This is a genomic window from Achromobacter deleyi (assembly GCF_013116765.2).
GTDB classification, from domain to species: domain Bacteria; phylum Pseudomonadota; class Gammaproteobacteria; order Burkholderiales; family Burkholderiaceae_B; genus Achromobacter; species Achromobacter deleyi_A.
In genome coordinates, this window is the sequence record NZ_CP074375.1 from 4,728,115 (window position 1) to 4,749,610 (window position 21,496).

General features: G+C 66.8%; 19 protein-coding genes. 17 read left to right on the forward strand and 2 right to left on the reverse strand.

Annotated features, from left to right (window positions below):
* Window positions 1–11 precede the first annotated feature (11 nt).
* The 8 genes from HLG70_RS21315 (at window position 12) to HLG70_RS21350 (ending at window position 6,321) form a co-directional block, all read left to right on the forward strand.
* On the forward strand, window positions 12–977 hold the full coding sequence (locus tag HLG70_RS21315; protein WP_171666168.1) for a Bug family tripartite tricarboxylate transporter substrate binding protein: 966 nt from the start codon (window positions 12–14) through the stop codon (window positions 975–977).
* Window positions 978–1,156: 179 nt separating this feature from the next.
* Window positions 1,157–1,930, forward strand: a complete 774-nt coding sequence (locus HLG70_RS21320; RefSeq protein ID WP_171666166.1) for an SDR family oxidoreductase — start codon at window positions 1,157–1,159, stop codon at window positions 1,928–1,930.
* A 58-nt stretch (window positions 1,931–1,988) separates the two neighbouring features.
* Complete coding sequence (locus HLG70_RS21325) at window positions 1,989–2,252, forward strand: hypothetical protein (RefSeq protein ID WP_171666164.1); 264 nt, start codon at window positions 1,989–1,991, stop codon at window positions 2,250–2,252.
* Between the two features lie 110 nt (window positions 2,253–2,362).
* Window positions 2,363–3,271 carry a LysR family transcriptional regulator gene (locus HLG70_RS21330; protein ID WP_171666162.1) on the forward strand — a complete coding sequence of 303 codons (909 nt, stop codon included), beginning with the start codon at window positions 2,363–2,365 and terminating at the stop codon, window positions 3,269–3,271.
* Window positions 3,272–3,482: 211 nt separating this feature from the next.
* Window positions 3,483–4,265, forward strand: coding sequence for a transporter substrate-binding domain-containing protein (locus tag HLG70_RS21335; RefSeq protein ID WP_171666160.1), 783 nt, complete (start codon window positions 3,483–3,485; stop codon window positions 4,263–4,265).
* Between the two features lie 16 nt (window positions 4,266–4,281).
* Window positions 4,282–4,950: an amino acid ABC transporter permease gene (locus HLG70_RS21340; protein WP_171666158.1), complete on the forward strand. Its 669-nt coding sequence runs from the start codon at window positions 4,282–4,284 to the stop codon at window positions 4,948–4,950.
* Window positions 4,947–5,603, forward strand: coding sequence for an amino acid ABC transporter permease (locus HLG70_RS21345; RefSeq protein WP_171666156.1), 657 nt, complete (start codon window positions 4,947–4,949; stop codon window positions 5,601–5,603). The genes HLG70_RS21340 and HLG70_RS21345 overlap by 4 nt, the downstream gene beginning before the upstream one ends.
* Entirely contained in the window at window positions 5,584–6,321 is a 738-nt protein-coding gene (locus HLG70_RS21350; RefSeq protein ID WP_171666154.1) for an amino acid ABC transporter ATP-binding protein, read from the forward strand. Before HLG70_RS21345 ends, HLG70_RS21350 begins: the two co-directional genes overlap by 20 nt.
* 22 nt (window positions 6,322–6,343) lie before the next feature.
* Here HLG70_RS21350 and HLG70_RS21355 read toward each other — a convergent pair whose 3' ends face one another.
* The gene (locus HLG70_RS21355; RefSeq protein ID WP_171666152.1) at window positions 6,344–7,483 is read right to left on the reverse strand and encodes a DSD1 family PLP-dependent enzyme; all 1,140 of its coding nucleotides are present in this window, start codon (window positions 7,481–7,483) and stop codon (window positions 6,344–6,346) included.
* Window positions 7,484–7,750: 267 nt separating this feature from the next.
* On the opposite strand from HLG70_RS21355, the gene HLG70_RS21360 reads away from it, so the two are divergent.
* From HLG70_RS21360 to gluQRS, 4 genes are all read left to right on the forward strand, one after another.
* On the forward strand, window positions 7,751–8,710 hold the full coding sequence (locus HLG70_RS21360) for a TAXI family TRAP transporter solute-binding subunit (protein ID WP_171666150.1): 960 nt from the start codon (window positions 7,751–7,753) through the stop codon (window positions 8,708–8,710).
* A 109-nt stretch (window positions 8,711–8,819) separates the two neighbouring features.
* Entirely contained in the window at window positions 8,820–10,844 is a 2,025-nt protein-coding gene (locus tag HLG70_RS21365; RefSeq protein ID WP_171666595.1) for a TRAP transporter permease, read from the forward strand.
* A gap of 244 nt (window positions 10,845–11,088) precedes the next feature.
* On the forward strand, window positions 11,089–11,547 hold the full coding sequence (locus HLG70_RS21370; protein ID WP_057286050.1) for a DUF494 family protein: 459 nt from the start codon (window positions 11,089–11,091) through the stop codon (window positions 11,545–11,547).
* 72 nt (window positions 11,548–11,619) lie between these two features.
* Window positions 11,620–12,498, forward strand: a complete 879-nt coding sequence (gene gluQRS / locus HLG70_RS21375; RefSeq protein WP_171666148.1) for a tRNA glutamyl-Q(34) synthetase GluQRS — start codon at window positions 11,620–11,622, stop codon at window positions 12,496–12,498.
* Between the two features lie 31 nt (window positions 12,499–12,529).
* On the opposite strand, the gene HLG70_RS21380 is transcribed toward gluQRS, so the two are convergent.
* Window positions 12,530–15,160 carry a GDYXXLXY domain-containing protein gene (locus HLG70_RS21380; RefSeq protein WP_171666146.1) on the reverse strand — a complete coding sequence of 877 codons (2,631 nt, stop codon included), beginning with the start codon at window positions 15,158–15,160 and terminating at the stop codon, window positions 12,530–12,532.
* Between the two features lie 62 nt (window positions 15,161–15,222).
* Between HLG70_RS21380 and HLG70_RS21385 the strand changes: the two genes are divergently transcribed.
* The 5 genes from HLG70_RS21385 (at window position 15,223) to HLG70_RS21405 (ending at window position 21,464) form a co-directional block, all read left to right on the forward strand.
* Window positions 15,223–17,853: a DNA topoisomerase III gene (locus HLG70_RS21385; RefSeq protein ID WP_171666143.1), complete on the forward strand. Its 2,631-nt coding sequence runs from the start codon at window positions 15,223–15,225 to the stop codon at window positions 17,851–17,853.
* A gap of 120 nt (window positions 17,854–17,973) precedes the next feature.
* Complete coding sequence (locus HLG70_RS21390) at window positions 17,974–19,032, forward strand: ABC transporter substrate-binding protein (RefSeq protein ID WP_171666141.1); 1,059 nt, start codon at window positions 17,974–17,976, stop codon at window positions 19,030–19,032.
* Window positions 19,032–19,802, forward strand: a complete 771-nt coding sequence (locus HLG70_RS21395) for an ABC transporter ATP-binding protein (protein ID WP_171666140.1) — start codon at window positions 19,032–19,034, stop codon at window positions 19,800–19,802. Before HLG70_RS21390 ends, HLG70_RS21395 begins: the two co-directional genes overlap by 1 nt.
* Window positions 19,803–19,815: 13 nt before the next feature.
* The gene (locus tag HLG70_RS21400) at window positions 19,816–20,670 is read left to right on the forward strand and encodes an ABC transporter permease (protein WP_171666138.1); all 855 of its coding nucleotides are present in this window, start codon (window positions 19,816–19,818) and stop codon (window positions 20,668–20,670) included.
* Between the two features lie 14 nt (window positions 20,671–20,684).
* Entirely contained in the window at window positions 20,685–21,464 is a 780-nt protein-coding gene (locus HLG70_RS21405; protein ID WP_171666136.1) for an SDR family oxidoreductase, read from the forward strand.
* The last annotated feature ends 32 nt before the right edge of the window (window positions 21,465–21,496 follow it).

A 21,496-nucleotide genomic window follows, 5' to 3' on the forward strand; every position in this document is an offset into this window, starting at 1 on the left:
ACTGACCAATCATGAAACGTATTCTTTCCAGTCTTGCAGCCGGCCTGGCGCTGGCGGCGGCCGGCGCCCCCGCGCATGCCGAATATCCCGACCGCCCCATCCGCCTGATCGTGCCGTTCCCGCCCGGACAGGCCACCGACATCTTTGCCCGCGCCCTGGCCGAAAAGCTGGGCGCCGCCGTCAAGCAGCCCATCGTGGTGGAGAACCGCGCGGGCGCCGGCAGCAATATCGGCATGGAACAGGCGTCGCGCGCCGCCCCCGACGGCTACACGCTGGTCATCGCGGGTAGCGCCGCGGCCGTCAACCAGACTCTGTACAAGACCATCAACTACAGCCTGACCCAGGACTTCGCGCCGGTGTCGGGCGTGTTCTCGGTGCCGCTGATGTTCCTGGCCACGCCGGCCTCGGGCATCACCTCGCTCAAACAGCTGGTGACGCAGGCCCGCGCCAATCCGGGCGAGCTGGCCTATGCCAGTGCCGGCATCGGCGGCACGCAGCATCTGTCGGCCGAGATGTTCAAGGCAGCGGCCGATATCGACATCCGCCATATCCCGTACAAGGGCAGCGGTCCGGCCCAGGCGGATTTCCTGGGCCATCAGGTGCCGCTGATGGTGGACTCGGTCACCGCCGGGCTGCCGCATGTGCAGAGCAAGAAGGCCGTGGCGCTGGCCGTCACCACCGCGCAGCGCCTGCCGCAGCTGCCCGACGTGCCCACCGTGGCCGAATCGGGCTATCCCGGCTTCGAGGCCATCGGCTGGGCCGCCGTGCTGGCGCCTCGCGACACGCCGCCGGCGATCACCGACGCGCTCAGCAAGCAGATCTCGCAGGTGCTGAATACGCCCGAGATGCAGAAGTTCTTCCACGACCGCGGCGCGATGCCCATGCCGCTGACCCCGCAGGCCACCGGCGCGTTCATCGCCGCCGAAGTCGACAAATGGGGCAAGGCGGTCAAGCAGTCGGGCGCGCAGGTGGACTAGACCCTGCCCGCTCCCGCCAAAGCCGTCCCTGTTTTAGGGGCGGCTTTTTTCATGGCGACTCTTCCGGCCCCCCCCGATTGGGCGATTTTTCTGGATTATTCATCCAGCCCTGGATGGTTTATCGCGAGGATGCGCTTGCCTAAGCTCTAGGCTCCATCGACTCGTGCAGGGGATTTTCCATGGCAGACCATTCCATCAAGGGCAAGGTTGCGCTCATCGCGGGCGGGGCCAAGAACCTGGGCGGCCTGATCGCGCGCGATCTGGCGGCACAAGGCGCCCGCGCGGTTGCGATCCACTACAACAGCGCCGCATCCAAGGCCGATGCCGACTCGACCGTCGCGGCCATCCAGGCCGCTGGCGCCAAGGCCATTGCCCTGCAGGGCGACCTGACGACGGCGGCCGCCGTCGAGAAGCTGTTCACCGACGCCGTCGCCGCCGTGGGCAGGCCCGATATTGCGATCAATACCGTCGGCAAGGTACTCAAGAAGCCATTCACCGAGATCAACGAGGCCGAGTACGATGAGATGGCCGCGGTCAACTCGAAAACCGCCTTCTTCTTCCTGCGGGAAGCGGGCAGGCATGTGAACGACAACGGCAAGATCTGCACGCTGGTGACCTCGCTGCTGGGCGCCTACACGCCGTTCTACGCCGCCTATGCCGGCACCAAGGCGCCGGTGGAGCACTACACCCGCGCGGCGTCCAAGGAGTTCGGCGCGCGCGGCATTTCGGTGACGGCGGTGGGACCCGGCCCGATGGACACGCCGTTCTTCTATCCGGCCGAGGGCGCCGATGCGGTGGCGTACCACAAGACCGCCGCGGCGCTCTCGCCGTTCAGCAAGACCGGCCTGACCGATATCCAGGACGTCGTGCCCTTCATCCGCCATCTGGTCAGCGATGGCTGGTGGATCACCGGCCAGACCATACTCATCAACGGCGGCTACACGACGAAGTAGGGACGAGTCCTACCGGCCACCCGCAGGTTCGAATCGATCGACAGACAAGGAGGGCGGCATGCATATGCTGATGGTGATCGCGGGAGGCGCGGTCCTGCTGGGCGTGTTCCTGCTGTTCGGAAAACTGTGGGGCAGCGAAGCGGCGGCGCTGGCGCTGGCCGCCAAGGCGTTCATCCCGGTATGGCTGATCATTGCGATCGTCAACCTGTGGGTCGGCGTCAGCCATGCCGGGTACAGCGTGCGCGAGGAGCTGCCCATCCTGCTGATCGTGTTCGCGGTTCCGGCGGCGCTGGCGGGCCTGGTCATCTGGCGCCACGCGTAAAGCGTAGTGCGATTGCGGCGGTTCGATTGCGGCTATTCTTACCTGCCGATCGCGCGCGTCCGGTTGCGGGACGATCAGCGCGTCAATCACGCAATCGACAAGCCAGGCACATGGACAGATTCGACCAGTACCGCGTGTTCGCCCAGGTCGCCGAGATGGGCAGCTTCATCAAGGCTGCCCATGCCTTGGACGCGCCACGCGCATCGGTGTCGGCCGCCATCCAGCAGCTGGAAACCCAGCTGGGCGTGCGGCTGCTCCATCGGACGACGCGGCTGGTGCGGCTGACGGCCGATGGGGAGCTGTTGCTGGATCGGGTACGCCCCCTCCTGGCCGAGGTCGAAGACATCGACCAGCTGTTCCAGGCCAGCGAACGCCAGGTTTCCGGGCGGCTGAGCATAGACGTGCCCAGCCGGATCGCGCGCCGCCTGATCGCCCCAAAGCTCCCCGGCCTGCTGCGCCGCCACCCCCGGCTGCAGGTCGCGCTGAATTCGACCGATCGTGCCATCGATCTGGTGCAGGAAGGCGTGGACTGCGCGGTGCGCATCGGCACGCTGCACGACAGCAGCCTGGTCGTGCGGCCGCTGGGCCGCATTTCCCTGATCAACTGCGCAAGCCCGGCCTACGTGCGCGAGCACGGGGAGCCCCTGCACCCCGAGGATCTGGCCGCCGGACAATGGGCCGTCGGGTATGCGTCTCCGAGAACGGGCAGGGAAGTGCCCTGGGAATACCAGTCGGACGATAGCGGCGGGCATCTGGCCCAGGTGCCCAGCCGGGTGATCGTGAACAACGCCGAAAGCTACATCGCGTGCTGTCTTGCCGGGCTGGGACTCATCCAGATACCCCGGTTCGACGTGCAGCACCTGCTGGATTCCGGCGAACTGGTAGAGGTGATGCCCGCCTGCCGCGCGGCCTCCATGCCGGTCTCGCTGCTCTATCCGCACCGCCGCCAGCGCTCGCGGCGGCTGGCGGTCTTCCATGAGTGGTTCGAAGCGCTGATGCAGCCCTACCTGGAAGCCTGACCCGCGCACGGTACGCATGGTCCACACCGGTGCGGCGCATGCCCGGCTCCGGCGCATCCGCCGCACCAAACCTGGGCAGGCAGCGAGCCACCCGGACCGACTGCGCAGCGCGGCGCGAATGGCATGGAACTTGCTTGATCTGCTTTGTATACCGATATGGTGTGCAACGCATTGGCCCGCTCCGGGCAGTGCGGGCCCTGGAGAGTTCCTCATGAAACGCAGAACCCTGTTGCTGTCCCTATGCGCCGCCGCCAGCGTGCTGGCCGCGCCCCTCACGCATGCCGACACCTTGGACGATATCGTCAAGGCCGGCATCATCAAGATCGCAGTGCCGCAGGACTTTCCGCCATTCGGCTCGGTGGGATCCGACATGAAACCGCTGGGCTACGACATCGACACCGCGCAGCTCATCGCCCGGCAGCTGGGCGTGAAACTGGAACTGGTGCCCGTCACCAGCGCCAACCGCGTGCCCTATCTGCAGACCCGCAAAGTGGACCTGGTGATCTCCAGCCTGGGCAAGAACGCCGAGCGCGAGAAGGCCATCGACTTCTCCGACGCCTACGCGCCGTTCTTCAATGGCGTGTTCGGCCCGGCGGACCTGAAGGTCGCGTCGGCCGCCGACCTGGCCGGCAAGACCATAGGCGTGACGCGCGGCGCGGTGGAAGACATCGAACTGACCAAGATCGCGCCCGCATCGGCCACGCTCAAGCGCTACGAGGACAACAACGGCACCATCACCGCCTTCCTGTCCGGCCAGGTGCCGCTGATCGCCACCGGCAACGTGGTCGCCGCCGCCATCCTGGCGCGCAACCCGCCCAAGAAGCCGGAAACGAAGTTCCTGATCAAGGATTCGCCCTGCTACATCGGCATGAACAAGGACGAGCCCAAGCTGCGCGCCCGCGTCAATGACATCCTGGCCACCGCCAAGCGCGACGGCTCGCTATCGGCGATTTCGCAGAAGTGGCTGGGCGCCGGGCTGCCCAAGGACCTGTGAGTCCGGGGCGGCCGTCATGGCTTATCAATACGACTTCGCCGCGGTGTTCGAATACACGCCCGTGCTCATCAAGGGCATCGGCGTCACGCTCGAGCTGATTGCGTTCGGCGCCGTGGCGGGCGTGGCGCTGGGCGTCGCGTGCGCCTGGGCGCGCACGCAAGGCCCGCGCTGGCTGCGCGCGCCAGTCACCGTCTATGTGGAGCTGGTGCGCAACACGCCCTTCCTGATCCAGCTCTTTTTCGTCTTCTTCGGCCTGCCGTCGCTGGGCGTGCAGCTGGGCGAAATGCAGGCGGCCTGCCTGGCGATGGCCTTGAACCTGGGCGCCTACAGCGCCGAGATCATCCGCGCCGGCATCGACGCCACGCCCAAGGGCCAGTACGAGGCCGGCGCCAGCCTGGCCATGACGCGCTTCCAGGTGTTCAAGCATGTCGTGCTCAAGCCGGCCCTCATGCGCATCTGGCCGGCGCTGTCCTCGCAGATCGTGATCGTGATGCTGGGATCGGCAGTGTGTTCGCAGATCGCGGCCGAAGACCTGACCTTTGCCGCCAACTTCATCCAGTCGCGCAACTTCCGCGCCTTCGAAGTCTATTTCGTCACCACCGGCATCTATCTGGCACTGGCCGTGCTGCTGCGCCAGCTGCTGCGCATGACCGGCAGGCGGCTGTTCCGCAAGGCGGCAAGATGATTGAGTTCTCAACCTGGGACATCGTGCGCAACCTGCTGCTGGCGGCCCGCTGGACCATTGTGCTGTCGCTCGCGGCCTTTGTGGGCGGGGCGCTGATGGGCGTGCTGGCCTTGATGATGCGAACCTCTCGCGTGGCGCTGATGCGCCGCGCAAGCTGGGCCTATATCGAGCTGTTCCAGGGAACGCCTTTGCTGATGCAGCTGTTCCTGGCGTTCTTCGGCCTGTCGCTGATCGGCGTGGAGGTTCCGCCGTGGCTGGCGGCGGGAGCGGCGCTGACCCTGTGGTCGGGCGCGTTCCTGGCCGAGATCTGGCGCGGCTGCGTGGAGGCCGTGCCGAAAGGACAGTGGGAAGCGTCGGCCAGCCTGGCGCTGGGATATGTGCAGCAGATGCGCCACGTGGTGCTGCCGCAGGCGCTGCGCATCGCGATCGCGCCGACCGTGGGGTTCGCGGTGCAGATCGTCAAAAGCACCGCGCTGACCTCGATCATCGGTTGCACGGAATTGTCGAAGGCGGCCACCGTGATCACCAACGCCACCTTCAGCCCCTTCACCGTCTATGCCTGCGCCGCGCTCATCTACTTCGCGCTGTGCTGGCCCCTGTCGCGCCTTAGCCTACGGCTGGAAAGGAAGTTGCATGCCCCTCATCGCCCTTGAAGACGTACGCAAGAAGTTCGGCGACAACGAAGTCCTGAAGGGCGTGACTCTGCGCGTGGATCCCGGCGAGGTCATCGCCATCATCGGCAAGAGCGGCTCGGGCAAGAGCACGCTGCTGCGCTGCGTGAACGGGCTGGAGCAGATCGACGGCGGCGCCATCATGGTGGCCGATGCGCAGCTGGGCAACGACGAGCTGCGGCTGCGGGCGCTGCGGCTCAAGGTCGGGATGATCTTCCAGCAGTTCAATCTGTTCCCGCATCTGACGGTGGGACGCAATGTGATGCTCTCGCCGATGGTGGCCAAGCGCATGCCCGAACGCGAGGCCGCCGACATGGCGCGCGCCATGCTGACCCGCGTGGGGCTGGCCCACAAGTTCGACGCCTGGCCGGAAGAGCTGTCCGGCGGCCAGCAGCAGCGGGTGGCGATCGCGCGCGCCCTGGCGATGCAGCCGCTGGCGCTGCTGTGCGACGAAATCACGTCGGCGCTGGACCCGGAGCTGGTCAATGAAGTGCTGGCGGTGGTGCGCGAGCTGGCGGCCGACGGCATGACCCTGCTGATGGTCACGCATGAGATGCGCTTTGCGCGCGAAGTCTGCGACCGCGTGGTTTTCATGCACCAGGGCAGGGTGCATGAGATCGGGCCGCCCGAGGAACTCTTCGCGGCGCCCGCCACCCCCGAACTGCGGCAGTTCCTGGGGATGACGAACCTGGCGCCCTGAACGGGCCCGTCGCGCGAAGACCTCAGCGGGAGAAGCCGCGCGCCGCGATCTCCCACACGTCCTGGACCACGCCGTCGCGCACCACCACCAGCCCGTCATGCAGGTTGAAAGTGGGATCCACGTGCGAGGGCACCAGGCGCAGCACCGAGCCCAGCGCGGGCGCTTGTGCCCCCGGCTCCATGCGCACCACGCCATGCTCGTCGTTGATGGCCGCATAGCGCAGCCCCGGCGCGTCGAACACCGCGGGCGGACCGCATTCCGCGGTGGTGGACTTCAGGCCCGCATCCAGGATCACGCGATCGGGCGCGGGCGTGCTCATCACCGTGGACAACACGAACAAGCTGTTCTGGAACGACAAGGGACCATCCCATTCATTCGCGCCGTAGTCGCCGTCCATGAACGCATACGAGCCCGCCTGCAATTCGGTGTAGACGCCGCTGGCCGCGTCGAACTCCGCGCTGCCCGTGCCGCCGCCCGTGATCGTGTCGCACGCGATGCCGCTTTCACGCAGCAGCTGCGCATAGGACGCGGCAATGCGCGCGGCCTGGCGGCAGACCTGGGCGCGCTCTTCGCGCTTGCGGTAATGCTGCACCGACCCGTGATAGGCCTGCAGGCCGGCGAAATTCACGCCCGGCAGGTCGCGGGCCTGTTGCGCCAGGGCCAGCACCAGGGCGTCGTCGGACACGCCGCAGCGGCCCTGTCCCACATCCACTTCCACCAGCACGTCGATCTTGGCGCCGGCCTGCGTCATGGCCTGCGAAATCTGCGCGAGGTTCTGCGCGTTGTCCACGCACACGCTCATCTTGGCGATGCGCGCCAGCTGGCCCAGCAGCGCCAGCTTGGCCGGCCCGACGACTTCATTGCTGATGTGGATGTCGCGAATGCCGGCGGCCACGAAGGGCAGGGCTTCGCTGACCTTCTGGCAGCAGATCCCGCGCGCGCCCAGCGCCAGCTGGCGCAGCGCGATCTCCGGGCACTTGTGCGCCTTGGCATGCGGGCGCAAGGCCACGTCATGGCGGTCGGCCCAGGCCTGCATCGCGCGCAGGTTGGCCTCGAACGGCGCCAGGTCCAGCACCAGGCTGGGCGTATCGACGCTGGCCAAGGGATCGCCCGGCTGTGCGGGCGGGGGCAGCGCAATGCCGCGTATGACTTCCTGGGACATCTTGGTGACTCCGTTGTCTGCACCGCATGAGATGTAACGCACGCATAACCAAAGCAGGACCACCCATAACCAAAGGGGCTGCTTACCCCCAGGTAAACGATAGCCCCGTAACCATTGGCTACGTGAGGTCTACATGACAGAATTTCATCATGAAAACGGCCCCCAAGGGGAGGCCCATTTTTGTCCTGGCAAACCAGCCTGCGTCAGAAATGACAAGACGAATCACGTCACTTGATACGCCCGTCAACAAGTACCGGAGAAGCTCGCATGAAACTCAAGCACTGGATTACCGCCCTGACCGTCGCGGTCGCAGCGATCGGCACCGCGGGTTCCGCACAGGCCCAGCAGTTCTTCCGCATCGGCACGGGGGGCACCGCGGGCACGTACTATCCCATCGGCGGCATCATCGGCAACGCGGTCTCCCAACCCGGCAAATTGATCGCCACCGCGGTCGCCTCCAACGGGTCGGTGGCCAACATAAACGGCATCATCGGCGGTTCGTTCGAAGCGGGCTTCACGCAATCCGACGTGGCGTTCTGGGCCTATAGCGGCACGGGCACCTTCGACGGCAAGCCCAAGGCGCAAGACCTGCGCCTGATCTCCACGCTCTACCCCGAGAGCATCCACCTGGTGACGCGCAAGGGCGCGGGCATCAAGAGCGTGGCGGACCTGAAGGGCAAGCGCGTGTCCATGGACGAGCCGGGTTCCGGCACGCTGGTCGACGTGCGCCTGATCCTGGGCGCCTATGGCCTGACGGACAAGGACATCAAGGCGGAATACCTGAAGCCCAACCAGGCGGGCGACAAGCTCAAGGATGGCGGGCTGGACGCGTTCTTCTTCGTGGGCGGCGCACCCGCGGGCGCCATCGCCGAGCTGGCCTCCACCGGCAACATCGAGCTGGTGTCCCTGGTCGGTCCGGAGCTTGACGCGCTGCGCGCCAAACAGGAGTTCTTCACGCCCGACGTCATCGCCGCCAACACGTACCAGAACATCCCCGAAGTGAAGACCATCTCGGTCAACGCGCAGATGGTCACGTCGGCCAAGATCCCCGAGCAGACGGTGTACGACGTCACCAAGGCGCTCTATAGCGACGCCACGCGCAAGACGCTGGATTCCGGCCACGCCAAGGGCAAGCTCATCACCCGCGACAACGCCGTCAAGGGCGCGGGCATCCCGTTCCATCCGGGCGCCGAGAAGTTCTACAAGGAAATCGGCCTGCTGAAGTAGCAGGCCCACCCCCGAAGCGCCTGCGGCGCTTGCCCCTGAAGCGGGCGCCGCGCTTGAGCAGGGCCGCCATGAGCGGCCCTGCTTGCTGACTCACCCTGAGAACACGGCGATGGAAATAGATCACCAGAAAACCCAGCAGCTCGCGGAAAAGTACGACTCGGAAATCCGCTTCCGGCCGCTGGACAAGACAGCCACCTGGATCGTGTCGGGCCTGCTCGTCACGCTGTCCCTCTTTCATTACTACACGGCCGGGTTCGGCCTGCTGCGCGAAGCCACGCACCGCGGCGTGCACCTGGCGTTCGTGCTGAGCCTGATCTTCCTGGTGTTCGGCTTTTCCAAGTCCCACTATCAGCGCCAGCCCAAGTCCACCTGGTACGCGCCCGGCGGCATTCCGCTATATGACTGGATCATCGCCATCGCGCTGTCCCTGTCGGCGCTGTACATCCCCTACATCTTCGAAGACCTGGCGTTCCGCGTGGGCAACCCGCTGCCGCAGGACGTGCTCATGGGGTCGATCCTCCTGATCGGCCTGCTGGAGGCCACGCGGCGCGCCATGGGCTGGCCGCTGCCCATCATCGCCATCGTCTTCATGGTCTACGCGATGTTCGGCCCGTACTTTCCGGGCCTGCTCAAGCATGCGGGCAACACCTGGCCCCAGATCGTCAACCACATGTACCTGACCAGCCAGGGCGTGTATGGCGTGGCGGTGGGCGTGGTGGCCACCTACGTGTTCCACTTTGTGCTGTTCGGCGTGCTGGCCACCCGCATCGGGCTGGGACAGCTGTTCCTGGATGTGGCCTCCACCGTGGCCGGCCGCTATGCGGGCGGTCCCGCCAAGGTGTCGGTGTTCGGCTCGGCGATGTTCGGCATGCTGTCGGGCTCGTCGGTGGCCAACGCCGTGACCGTCGGATCGCTGACCATTCCCGCCATGATCCGCGTCGGCTACCCCCGGCACTTCGCCGCCGGCGTGGAAGCCGCCAGCAGCACGGGCGGGCAGATCACGCCGCCCATCATGGGCGCGGCCGCCTTCCTGATGATCGAGTTCCTGGGCATTCCTTACCAGCAGATCGCGATCGCGGGCATCTTCCCGGCCTTCCTGTACTTCTTCGGCATGTTCATGCAGGTCCACTTCGAAGCCAAGCGCGAAGGCCTGCGCGGGCTGACCGAAGAGGAAATGCCCAAGCTCAAGCAGTCGTTCAAGATGCGCTGGCCCACGCTGATTCCGCTGCTGCTCCTGATCGGCGTTCTGGCCAGCGGCCGCACTCCTTACCTGGCGGCGTTCGCGGGCATCACGGGCTGCATCGTGGTGGGCCTGCTGAACCCGTACCAGCGGCTGCGCTGGCGCGACCTGTACGAAGCCTTCGAGACCGGCGCCAAGTACGCGCTGGCGGTGGGCGCGGCGGCCGGCGCGGTGGGCATCGTGATCGGCGTGGTGACGCTGACCGGCGTGGGCTTCAAGATCTCGTACATCGTGATCTCCGCTTCGCAGGTGCTGGCCAGCGGCGCCGCCTTCCTCATCCCCGAGGCCATGGCCGACATGCAGTCGATGACGCTGGTGGCCGCGCTGATCATGACGGGCGTGGTCTGCATCCTCATGGGCTGCGGCGTGCCCACCACCGCGAACTACCTGATCATGGTGGCGGTCGCCGCGCCCACGCTGGTGCAGCTTGGGGTGCAGCCCATCGCCGCGCACTTCTTCGTGTTCTATTTCGGCATCCTGGCGGACATCACGCCGCCGGTGGCGCTGGCGGCATACGCGGCGGCGGGCATGGCGGGCAGCGATCCCTTCAAGACCGGGAACACCGCGTTCAGGCTGGGCATCACCAAGCTCATCGTCCCCTTCGTGTTCGTGTTCTCGCCGTCGCTGCTGATCTCGGTGCAGGGCTTCACCTGGTACGACTTCTTCGTGACCTTGTTCGGCTGCATGATCGGGCTGGTGCTGCTGTCGGCGGCGTTCTCGCGCTACATGCTGGTCGGCATGAAGAGCTGGGAGCGCTGGCTGTGCACCATCGGCGCCTTGCTGACGATCATCCCCGGCCTGGCCAGCGGGCTGATCGGGCTTGCGATCTGCATCCCGGTCTTCATCCGCCAACTGGCGGAGCTCAAGCTGGAGAACGCGCCCAGGGCTGCCTGACCGCGGCATGTCCCTGCAAAAGAAAAAGGGGCGGACCCATGGGCCGCCCCTTTTTTTTCCAGAATCATGAATTTTGCCAGCAATTAGGCGGAGAATGCGCCTCTGTTGCCCTGGGGTGACGGCATACAACATTCCGCCTTTTCGCCGGTTGCCCGGCAAAATAAATCAGCGTAAAGTAAAATTCATGTTTGCTGGTCTGCCGATCTGCGGGCCGACTGTGCAAACAGGCACAAAACTGCGCCATATGTTCGATATCCTGGTTTATCTGTTCGAGAATTACTACACGCCGCAAGCCTGTCCTGCTGCCGATGTGCTCGCCAAGCGGCTTGCCGCTGCCGGTTTCGAGCACGAAGACATCGACGATGCGCTCGGTTGGCTGTATGGCCTGGCCGAGACCACCGAACGATGCGTCGACCTCGCTCAGGCTCCCACGTCCGGAACCCGGATCTACACCGACAACGAGTATCAACAGCTCGGCACCGAATCCATCGGCTTCATCGCCTTCCTGGAATCGGCTGGTGTGCTGCCCGCGCCCCTGCGTGAAATCGTCATCGACCGGGGCCTGGCTTCGCCGGAAACGCCCGTGCCGCTCGCCAAGATCAAGATCATCGCCCTCATGGTTCTCTGGAGCCAGGAAGCCGAGATCGACAATCTGGTGCTGGAAGAGCTGCTGGACGAAGAAGGCGTGCGCCTGCTGCATTGAGCGCATCGCGGCGCCCCGCGCCTTGAATCCCCTCACTTATCCCCGCGCGCCTGGCCGCGCGGGCGTTTCGCCGTGATCTACGTTGGCCGCTTCGCCCCCAGTCCCAGCGGCCCGCTGCATGCGGGCTCGCTGGCGACCGCGCTCGCAAGCTGGCTGGACGCGCGCGCGCATGACGGAAGCTGGCTGCTGCGCATTGAAGACGTCGACACGCCGCGCACGGTCCCCGGCGCGGCGGAAGTCATCATGGCCCAGCTGCATGCGCTGGGCCTGGCCTGGGACGGCGAGATCATCTGGCAATCCCGGCGCGGCGACGCCTACCAGGCCGCTTTCGACACGCTGGCCGCGCGCGGCCTGATCTACGGCTGCGGCTGCACCCGCCGGGAAATCGCCGATTCGGCGCTGCGCGGCCAGACGATGCCGGGCGCCGACGGCGAAAGGCCTTATCCCGGCACCTGCCGCCACGGTCTGCCGGAAGGCCGCCAGGCGCGCGCCTGGCGCCTGCGCGTGCCGGACGGCCTGGAACACTTCGAAGACCGCTGGCTGGGCCCGCAGGAGCAGGACGTGGCGCAAGCAGTGGGCGATTTTGCGCTGCGGCGGGCGGACGGGCTGTGGGCCTACCAGCTGGCCGTGGTGGTGGACGACGCCGCGCAGGGCGTGACCGACGTGGTGCGGGGCGCGGACCTGCTGAGCTCCACGGCGCGCCAGCGGGTGCTTGGCCGGCTGCTGGACCTGCCCCCGTTACGCTATATGCATGTGCCGCTGATCCTGGACGCCTCCAGCGGCCTCAAACTGTCCAAGCAGAACGGCGCCCCACCCATCGACACCGACGCCCCCCTGAAGGCGCTGGAGGCCGCCTGGGAGGCATTGGGGTTCGCACCCTTCGCGGCCCCCGGCATCGCGCCCTTCCTGCGTGAAGCGACGGCACGATGGGCCGCGCGGTTTCCGGGCTGAAGGCCCGGACCGCAAGACAGCCACCAGCAAGCTACAAGGGCTGCAGATCGGGGCCCAGCATCCTGACCAGCAAGGCCTCGCCGTTTTCGCCCACGCGCAGTTCGCCGTACCTGGCGACCTGGTAGCGCTCGGCCTGACCTTCAGGGAAGAAATATGCATTGGTGACAATGCGCACGCCGTTGTCGCGGACACGGTAGCGCAGCGGCACCTCGCCTTCCGCGTGCGGATGGACTTCCGACTGGATACGCACCGGCTGCGCGACACCACGCGCGTCCGGCTCCAGCATCACGTAGCCATCGGGCTCATAGCCCATGACGGATTCCTCTTCCTTCTGGCCGCCCCCCCCGCCCAGGCGCAGGCGCGTCACTTCCCGGCCCGCCGCGAAGTTCAAGGCCATGTAATCGCCCTGCATGAGCGACCGCGGGTCCACCGGCGCCAATTCCAGAATGACAACCTTGCCGGAAGCCAGCAGCTTTTCGCGCTGCCAGATGCCGCCGTTGGCCACCACCAGCACCAGCGCCAGGCCGCCAAGAATGGCCAGCGTGCGCCAGCGCAGGGCCCCGGACACCGGCGGCAGCGCGCGCGACCTGGTCGGCGCCTGCGTGCGCATCAGGCGCGGCACCAGCCATACCGCGGCCCGCAGCACGAAGAGCAGCAGCGCGGCTCCTCCCAGCCAGAGCGCCTTCTGCAACAGCGGCAGTTCCAGTTGGTAGTAGTAGACACCCAGGTAGACCAGCAGGCTGGCCACGCCAAAGACCATCACGCGCGACTGATTCAGGCCGAAGCCCAGCAGCATCCACGCCAGGGCAAACCCCACTCCCGGGCTGGGCAGCCAGAACAGGGCCAGCAGCAAGAGGCCCAGCGGCACGCCCCAGGTCACGCCGCCCGTCAGCAAGCGGCGGCGCGGCCACAGCACGGCCAGCGCCGCGGCCACCGGCAGCAGGGCCCCGGCCACGATCAGAACGGCGGTGTGCGGCGTCAACTGCCAGATGGCGGGCAGCTGCGTGGCCGAAATCCCGCTTGCCAGCCACACCATGCCCTGGACGGACAGCAGGAAGGCCCAGGCCAGCGGCTGCAGCGCGTGGCCGCGCCTGGCGCCCACGCGGTGGCTGACGGTGATGATGACGGCGGTGGCCCAGGCCCCGATCACGCCGATGGGCAGCCACAGGAAAGTGGCGCGCGTCGCGTCGAAGCGCATCCAGGCTTCCATCAGGTCGTCCTGCATGAGGTCGGGCGACAGGCCCCGCCAGATCAGGGCCGCGCCCGCCATGGCGATCAGGAGGCCGCTCAGGAAGCGCAGGATCACGTCGGGTCCCAGCGCGTAGACCACGGCTGCCATCAGCAGCACGAAGAAGCTCGCGCTGGCAAAGGACGTGGAACTGGACAGGCCGAAGATGATGAGGATCTGCCCGGCGAATGCCATGGCCGTGCCGCACTGGCGCCAGAAGGGTCCGGCATCGCTGCGCAGCACCGCCACGCCAGCGGCGCAGAGCACCAGCCCGGCCACCAGCGCGCCGCCCTCGGAGGTGATGAAGCCCGAGAACGCGACGAACACCAGCAGCAGCAAGGTCGCCAGCCAGGCGCTCAGGCCCAGCAGGCACTGCACGTACCAGGGCGGCTCTGCCCGCGGCACCGCGGCGGGCGCAAGCTGCGCCACCGGCGCGCCGGAATCGGCAGGGTCCACCGCATTGCCGGCCGATGCGCTGGCCGGTTCGGCATCCGCGGCGGGCAGGGCGGGCGAGGAATCGTCGCCCAGGCGGCGCAGCCAGCGGGCCGCCAGGACCGCCTCGGCCATCAGCAGCGCGGCCAGAGGCAGGGCGGCCCAGACGCCCGGCTCCAGGCGCCACAGCCATTCGCCCACCACGCGCAGCGATACGCAGATGACGCCAGCGGCCAGCATGGCCAGGATGACCAGGTCGCGCCGGCCCCGCTGATAGTAAAAGCCCAGGCCCAAGGTGGCGGCCACCCAGGCGATGCCGTTGTAGGTGCCCAGCCCGCGCAGGACGAAGTCGCCGAACATCAGGGCCAGCACCAGCACGCTGATCGCGATCGCGGCCAGGATGCGGGGGCCGAAGACCGTGCTGGCGCGCCGGTGGCTTGCCGCCAGTTCCCAGCCCAGCAGCAAGAGCAGGTTCAGCGCGGCCATGAAGAGGCTGGGCACGCCGGGGCCGTCGAAGATTATCAGCCAGTTGAACACCCGTTCACCCAGCCACAGGGCCGCCGCCACGTTCAGGACCAGCGCCCATAGCAGCCAGACGGCCTGGCTGCCCGCGGCCAGCGCCCAGGGCAGGAGCAACAGCGCCCACCAGGCGAACAATTCCCAGGTATCGGCGCCAGTCTGGTAAGTTTGGCCCAATAGCGCGAGCAGGGCGCCCAGCAAGATGCCGGCCAATGCCAGAAGCGCGCCAGGTATGCTGCGCCGCATGCCGGGACGGTCCCGCAGGCGCAGCCCGGCCCAGGCGGCGGCCAGTGCGCAAACAGCCAGAAGCCCCTGCGCCCCGGCGAAACGCTGCACTTTTGTCATGTCCTGCCAGTTGGCGGCGACCCAGCAAACCGCGGCGCTGCCGAGCAGCAAAACGCCTAGCCATAAGGTGCTTCGCGCCAGGAATTGACGCCAAGCGTGCAGTTCGGATCCCGCTTGCCTTTCAGTGCCGACTTGCATCTGGCGAATCTCCGATCTTATTATCCGCGCTACTAAGGCGGGACTACCGCCACTGGATACACATGAATAAAACGCTGATTATTGCCGAGAAGCCCTCGGTGGCCCTTGATATATCACGCGCCTTGGGAGGCTTCGCGCGCGAGGGCGACTATTTTGAAAGCGAACGTTACGTCCTCGCATCGAGCATCGGCCATTTGCTGAGCTTGGTCGCGCCCAACGATCCGGTCAAGGGAAAGTGGAGCTTCGCGCACCTGCCCGTGATTCCGCCTGAATTCGAACTGGGCCCCACCGACAAGAAGTCCGCCGAACGGCTGAAGCTGCTGGTCCGCCTGGCCAAGCGCAAGGACGTGGACGCCATCATCAATGCCTGTGACGCGGGACGGGAAGGCGAACTGATCTTCCGCTACATCATCCAGTACGCTGGCGTGAAGAAGCCGATCCAGCGCCTGTGGCTGCAATCCATGACGCAGGCCGCCATCCGCGAAGCCTTCGCCAACCTGCGCGACGACGCCCAGTTAAAGCCGCTGGAAGCGGCCGCCCGTTCGCGCGCCGAGGCCGACTGGCTGGTCGGCATCAACGGCACGCGCGCCATGACCGCCTTCAACAGCAAGGACGGCGGCTTCTTCAAGACCCCGGTCGGCCGGGTGCAAACCCCCACGCTGGCCATCGTGGCCGAGCGCGAAGAGCGTATCCGCCGCTTCGTGCCGCGCGACTACTGGGAAGTGCGCGCCACCTTCGTCGCGGCCGCCGGCCTGTACGAAGGCCGCTGGATCGACCCGCAATTCAAGAAAGACGACCGCGACCCGGAAAAGCGGGAATCCCGCCTGTGGTCGGCCGCTGCCGCGCAAAGCGTGGTGGCCGCCTGCCGCGACCAGCCGGGCAATGTCACCGAGGAATCCAAGCCGTCGACCCAGATGTCGCCGGCGCTGTACGACCTGACGTCCCTGCAGCGCGAGGCCAACGGCCGCTTCGGATTTTCCGCCAAGACCACGCTCTCGCTGGCGCAGACCCTGTACGAACGCCACAAGGCGCTGACCTACCCGCGTACCGATTCGCGCTACCTGCCCGAGGACTACATCGCGACGGTGCAGGAAACCATGCGCGCGCTGGCCAAGGGCGGCTCCAACGCCGTGGGCGGCCTGTCGCGCCACGCGGACACCGTCGTCAGCCAGCAGTGGGTCAAGCCGAACCGCCGCATCTTCGACAACAAGAAGGTGTCGGATCACTTTGCCATCATTCCCACGCTGCAGATCCCGCATGACCTGAGCGAAGCCGAGGCCAAGCTGTACGACCTGGTGCTCAAGCGCTTCCTGGCGGTGTTCTTCCCCGCCGCCGAATACCGCGTCACCACCCGCCTGACCGAAGTGCAGGGGCATCGTTTCCGCACCGACGGCAAGGTGCTGGTCACCCCGGGCTGGCTTGCCGTGTACGGCAAGGAAGCCCAGGGCGAAGACGCCAACCTGGTGCCCGTGGCGGACGGCGAGACCGTGCGCACCGAGGACGTGGAAGCCGTGGGCCTGTCGACCAAGCCCCCGGCGCGCTTCAACGAAGGCACGCTGCTGTCGGCCATGGAAGGCGCCGGCAAGCTGGTGGACGACGAAGAACTCCGCGAAGCCATGTCCGAGCGCGGCCTGGGCACCCCGGCCACGCGCGCCGCCATCATCGAAGGCCTGCTCAACGAGGTCTACCTGCGCCGCGAAGGCCGCGACCTGGTGCCCACCGCCAAGGCGCGCCAGCTCATGACCCTGTTGTCGGGCCTGGACGTCACCGAACTGACCTCGCCCGAACTCACCGGTGAATGGGAGCACAAGCTCAAGCAGATCGAGCAGGGCGGGCTGGGCCGCGAGGCCTTCATGCGCGAGATCGCGCAGATGACCCAGGTCATCGTCAAGCGCGCCAAGGAATACGAGCGCGACACGGTGCCGGGCGACTACGCCACGCTGCAGACGCCGTGCCCCAAGTGCGGCGCCGTGGTGAAGGAAAACTACCGCCGCTTTGCCTGCACGGCTTGCGATTTCTCTATCGGCAAGCACCCGGGCGGCCGCACGTTCGAGCTGCCGGAAGTGGAAGAACTGCTGGCCAAGCGCGAGATCGGTCCGCTGCAAGGCTTCATCAGCAAGATGGGCCGGCCGTTCGCCGCCATCCTGCGCATCAGCGACGAATACAAGCTGGAATTCGACTTCGGCCAGAACGACGAGGACGACAACGAAGCCGTGGACTTCTCCGGCCACACGCCGGTGGGTTCCTGCCCGAAGTGCCAGTCGCGCGTGTTCGAACACGGCATGAGCTACGTCTGCGAGAAATCCGTCGGCCCGGAAAAGAGCTGCGATTTCCGCTCGGGCAAGGTCATCCTGCAGCAGGAGATCTCGCGCGAACAGATGGAAAAGCTGCTGACCAACGGCCGCACCGACCTGCTCGAAGGCTTCGTCTCCAGCCGCACGAACCGCAAGTTCAAGGCGTTCCTGGTGCGCCAGCCCGACGGCAAGATCGGCTTCGAGTTCGAGCCGCGCCCTGAAAAGCCGGGCCGCGCCCGCGCGCCGGCCAAGACGGCAGCCAAGACCGCGACCAAGACCGCCGCGAAGAAGGCGCCGGCCAAGAAGGCCGCCGTGAAGAAGACCGCAACCAAGACGGCCACGAAAACGGCCGTCAAGAAAGCGGTGAAGAAAGCCGCGCCGAAGAAGACCGCGGCGTAGGCTGGACTCGCGCCGCAGTAAGGAACGCCCGGGCAACCGGGCGTTTTCCATTGTTGGACGGCAGGCGCTGGGGTATTGTTTACGCCAAACAGCCGCAACCAAATCAGATCCGAGGATGACATGACCCGTAGCCCCGATTTCACCACCCGCCGCCGCGTACTGGCCGCCGCCTCCGCATTGGCTGGCGTCAGCCTGCTCAACGGGCGCGTTGCCTTCGCGCAGCCCCGGCTGGGCAAGGTCGTCTACGGCCAGGGCAGCATCGACCCTTTTTTCGCCGCCGGCTACGTGGCGCTGAAGAAGGGATTTTTCGGTGAAGGCGGACTGGAAGTCGAGTACCTGAATTCGCAGAGCGGCCCGCGCACCAACCAGCTGCTGGCCGCCGGCCAGATCGTGTTCGGCGCCACCGCGGCCACCGCGGCGCCGGCCCTGACCATCGCCGGCAAGCCGGCCACCCTGGTGTTCGGCTTTGACCGCAAACTGACCTACGCCAATGTCATCGTGCGCCGCGAAGACTTCGACAGCGGCAAGATCAAGTCCCTGAAGGACCTGGCCGGAAAGCGCGTCGGCGCCACCCAGCCGCAGTCCAGCACCTGGCTGATGGCGCTCTACCTGATGCAGAAGGCCGGCGTGGCCGACAAGGTGGACATCCGCCCCCTGGGCGACCTGGCGACGATGCTGGGCGCGCTCAAGACCGGCTCGGTGTCCGCCAGCATGGCCACCATGTCCATGATGGAGCAGGCCCGCCAGGAAGGCTGGGGCGTGCCCATCTTCGACGCCACCACCGAAAGCTCGTGGAATGAATTCATGGGCGGCGACGTGCCCGGCATCGCGGCCCTGACCCTGGAAGACACCATCCAGAAGCGGCCCGAAGTGGTGCAGGCCTTCGTGACCGCGATGGTCAAGGCGCAGGATTTCATCAGCGCCAACAGCGCCGCGGCCATCACCGACGTCATCTTCGACGACTTCCTCAGCGCGTTCCCCCGCGCCGCCATCGAGAAGACGCTCGGCGTCTACAAGGAAACGGTGTTTCTGAAAGACAACATCATCACCGAGGACGCGTACAACCGCATGACGGCCATCATGGGCGACGGCCGCCAGTTCTCCAACGATGAAATCAAGACCGTGCCTTACGCCAAGTGCGTGAACATGAGCTTCGTGCGGAAAGCCCGGGGCCTCTGATGATCACGCTGGACAAGGTGGGCAAGGCCTACCAGTCGCGCCAGGGCACGACGCACGCGGTGGGCGAGGTCAGCCTGACGATCAACCAGGGCGAGTTCGTCTCCATCGTCGGCCCCTCGGGTTGTGGCAAGAGCACGCTGCTGAACATGATCGCCGGCTTCCTGCGCCCCACCACGGGCGCCATCCGCGTGGATGGCCGCGTCGTGGACGGGCAGGTGCCGCCGGCGCTGGGCTACATCTTCCAGAAGGACACGCTGCTGCCCTGGTTCAGCGTCAGGAAGAACGTGGCGCTGGGCCTGAAGTTCCAGGGCGTGCCCGCCGACAAGATCGAGCGCCGCGTAGCCGAACTGCTGGAGCTGGGCCACCTCGGCGCGTTCGCCGACGCCTTTCCGCACCAGCTCTCCGGCGGCATGCGGCGGCGCGTGGCGCTGTTGATGAGCCTGGCCGTCGAGCCGCGCATCCTGCTGCTGGACGAACCCTTCGGCGCGCTGGACACCCACACCAAGACGCACCTGCATCGTGAGCTCATGGAGATCTGGCGCAAGCTGGGCCAGACCATCGTGATGGTCACGCACGATCTGGACGAAGCCATCCTGCTGTCGGACCGCGTGGTGGTGCTGTCCGGCCCGCCCAGCCGCGTGCTGCTGGACGAGCGCATCCGTATCCCGCATCCGCGCGACGTCTTCACGCTGCGCGAAACGCCGCAGTTCGTCGCCCACGTGCAAAGCCTCTGGAGCGTGCTGGGCCAGCAGTTCCGCGCCGCCGCCTGAATCCCCACGCGTCATGATCCCGACTGAAACCTCTGATTCCCTGCAGGACCAGCTGCGGCTGGACCGCCGCGCCAGCGTCGCGCGCCGGCTGCGCATCACGCTGTGGCAGGTACTGATTCTTGCCATCATCCTGGGCTCCTGGGAGACGCTCACGCGCATCCCGTGGTTCACCCAGAACACGCTGTTCGACCCCTTCTTCATCAGCCAGCCCTCGCGCGTGGCCGTGCGATTGTGGGAATGGCTGCAACCCGGACCGCGCTCAGTGTGGCCCCATTTGTGGCTGACCTTGCAGGCCACCATGGTGGGGCTGGTGGTCGGCGTGGGCAGCGGCTTCATCGTCGGCATGACGCTCAGCCGCAGCCGCTTCCTGGCCGACGTGTTCAACCCCTTCATCGTGGCGTTCAACTCCATGCCGCGGATCGCCTTCGTGCCGCTCATCACCATGTTCTTCGGGCTGGGCCTGGCGTCCAAGGTGGTCACGTCCTGGTTCGTGGTGTTCTTCCTGGTGTTCTTCAATACCTACAAGGGCGGACGCAGCGTGGAGCGCGAACTGGTGGACTTCTGCCGCACCCTGGGCGGCTCGCCGCGCCAGATCCTGTGGCGGGTGCGCATTCCCACCGCCGCCGCCTGGACCTTCGCCGCGCTGCCCAACGCCATCAGCTTCGCGCTGATCGGCGTGGTGCTGGCGGAATTCGTGGGCTCCACCACCGGCATGGGCTACCTGATGATCACCGCGCTGGCGACCCTGAACGCCACCGACATGTTCGCGGCGGTGACGCTGCTGTCCATCGTCGGCATCGCGCTGGTTTATTGTGTGACCTGGCTGGAACGAAGGCTCCTGCACTGGGCGCCGGAATTCCGGGAATGAACGAGACAGGATAGATGACGACACTACCGTATCTGCGCAACTTCGACCTGACGGGACAGGTGGCGCTGGTGACCGGCTCCGCCCGCGGGCTGGGCTTCTGCATCGCGCGGGCGCTGGCGGGCTGCGGCGCGCGCGTACTGATCAACGGCCGCAATGCCGAGGCCGCCGCCACGGCGGCCGCCGAACTGGCCGCAGCCGGCCTGGACGCGCATCCGCTGCCGTTCGACGTCAGCGACGACGCGGCGATGGAACGCGCCTTCCTGCGCATCGACGGCGAACACGGCCGCCTGGACATCCTGGTGAACAACGTGGGCGCCCGCAACCGCAAGACCTTGCGCGACACCAGCCCCGCCGAGATCCGCGAGCTGATCGACACCGACCTGGTGGCGGGCATGCTGCTGGCCAAGTTCGCGGCCGAGCGCATGGTGCGCCAGGGCGGCGGACGCCTGATCGCGATCACTTCGGTGGTGGGAGAACTGGCGCGCGCGGGCGATGCCGTCTATCCGGCCGCCAAACAAGGCCTGACCGGCATGGTGCGCGCGCTGGCCGCGGAATTCGGCGGCCAGCACATCACCAGCAACGCCATCGCGCCGGGCACCTTCGCCACGGAAACCAATGCGGAGATGGTCGCGGACCCGCATTTCGGCCCGCGCATCGCCGCGCGCAACCCGACGGGCCGCTGGGGCGAACCGGAAGAGATCGCGGGCGCCGCCGTGTTCCTGGCATCGCCCGCGGCATCCTACGTGAACGGCCACGTACTGGTCGTGGACGGCGGACTCTCAATTCAATTCTGAGCGGCCTCCACGCCGCGCAGGCTACGCGTGCT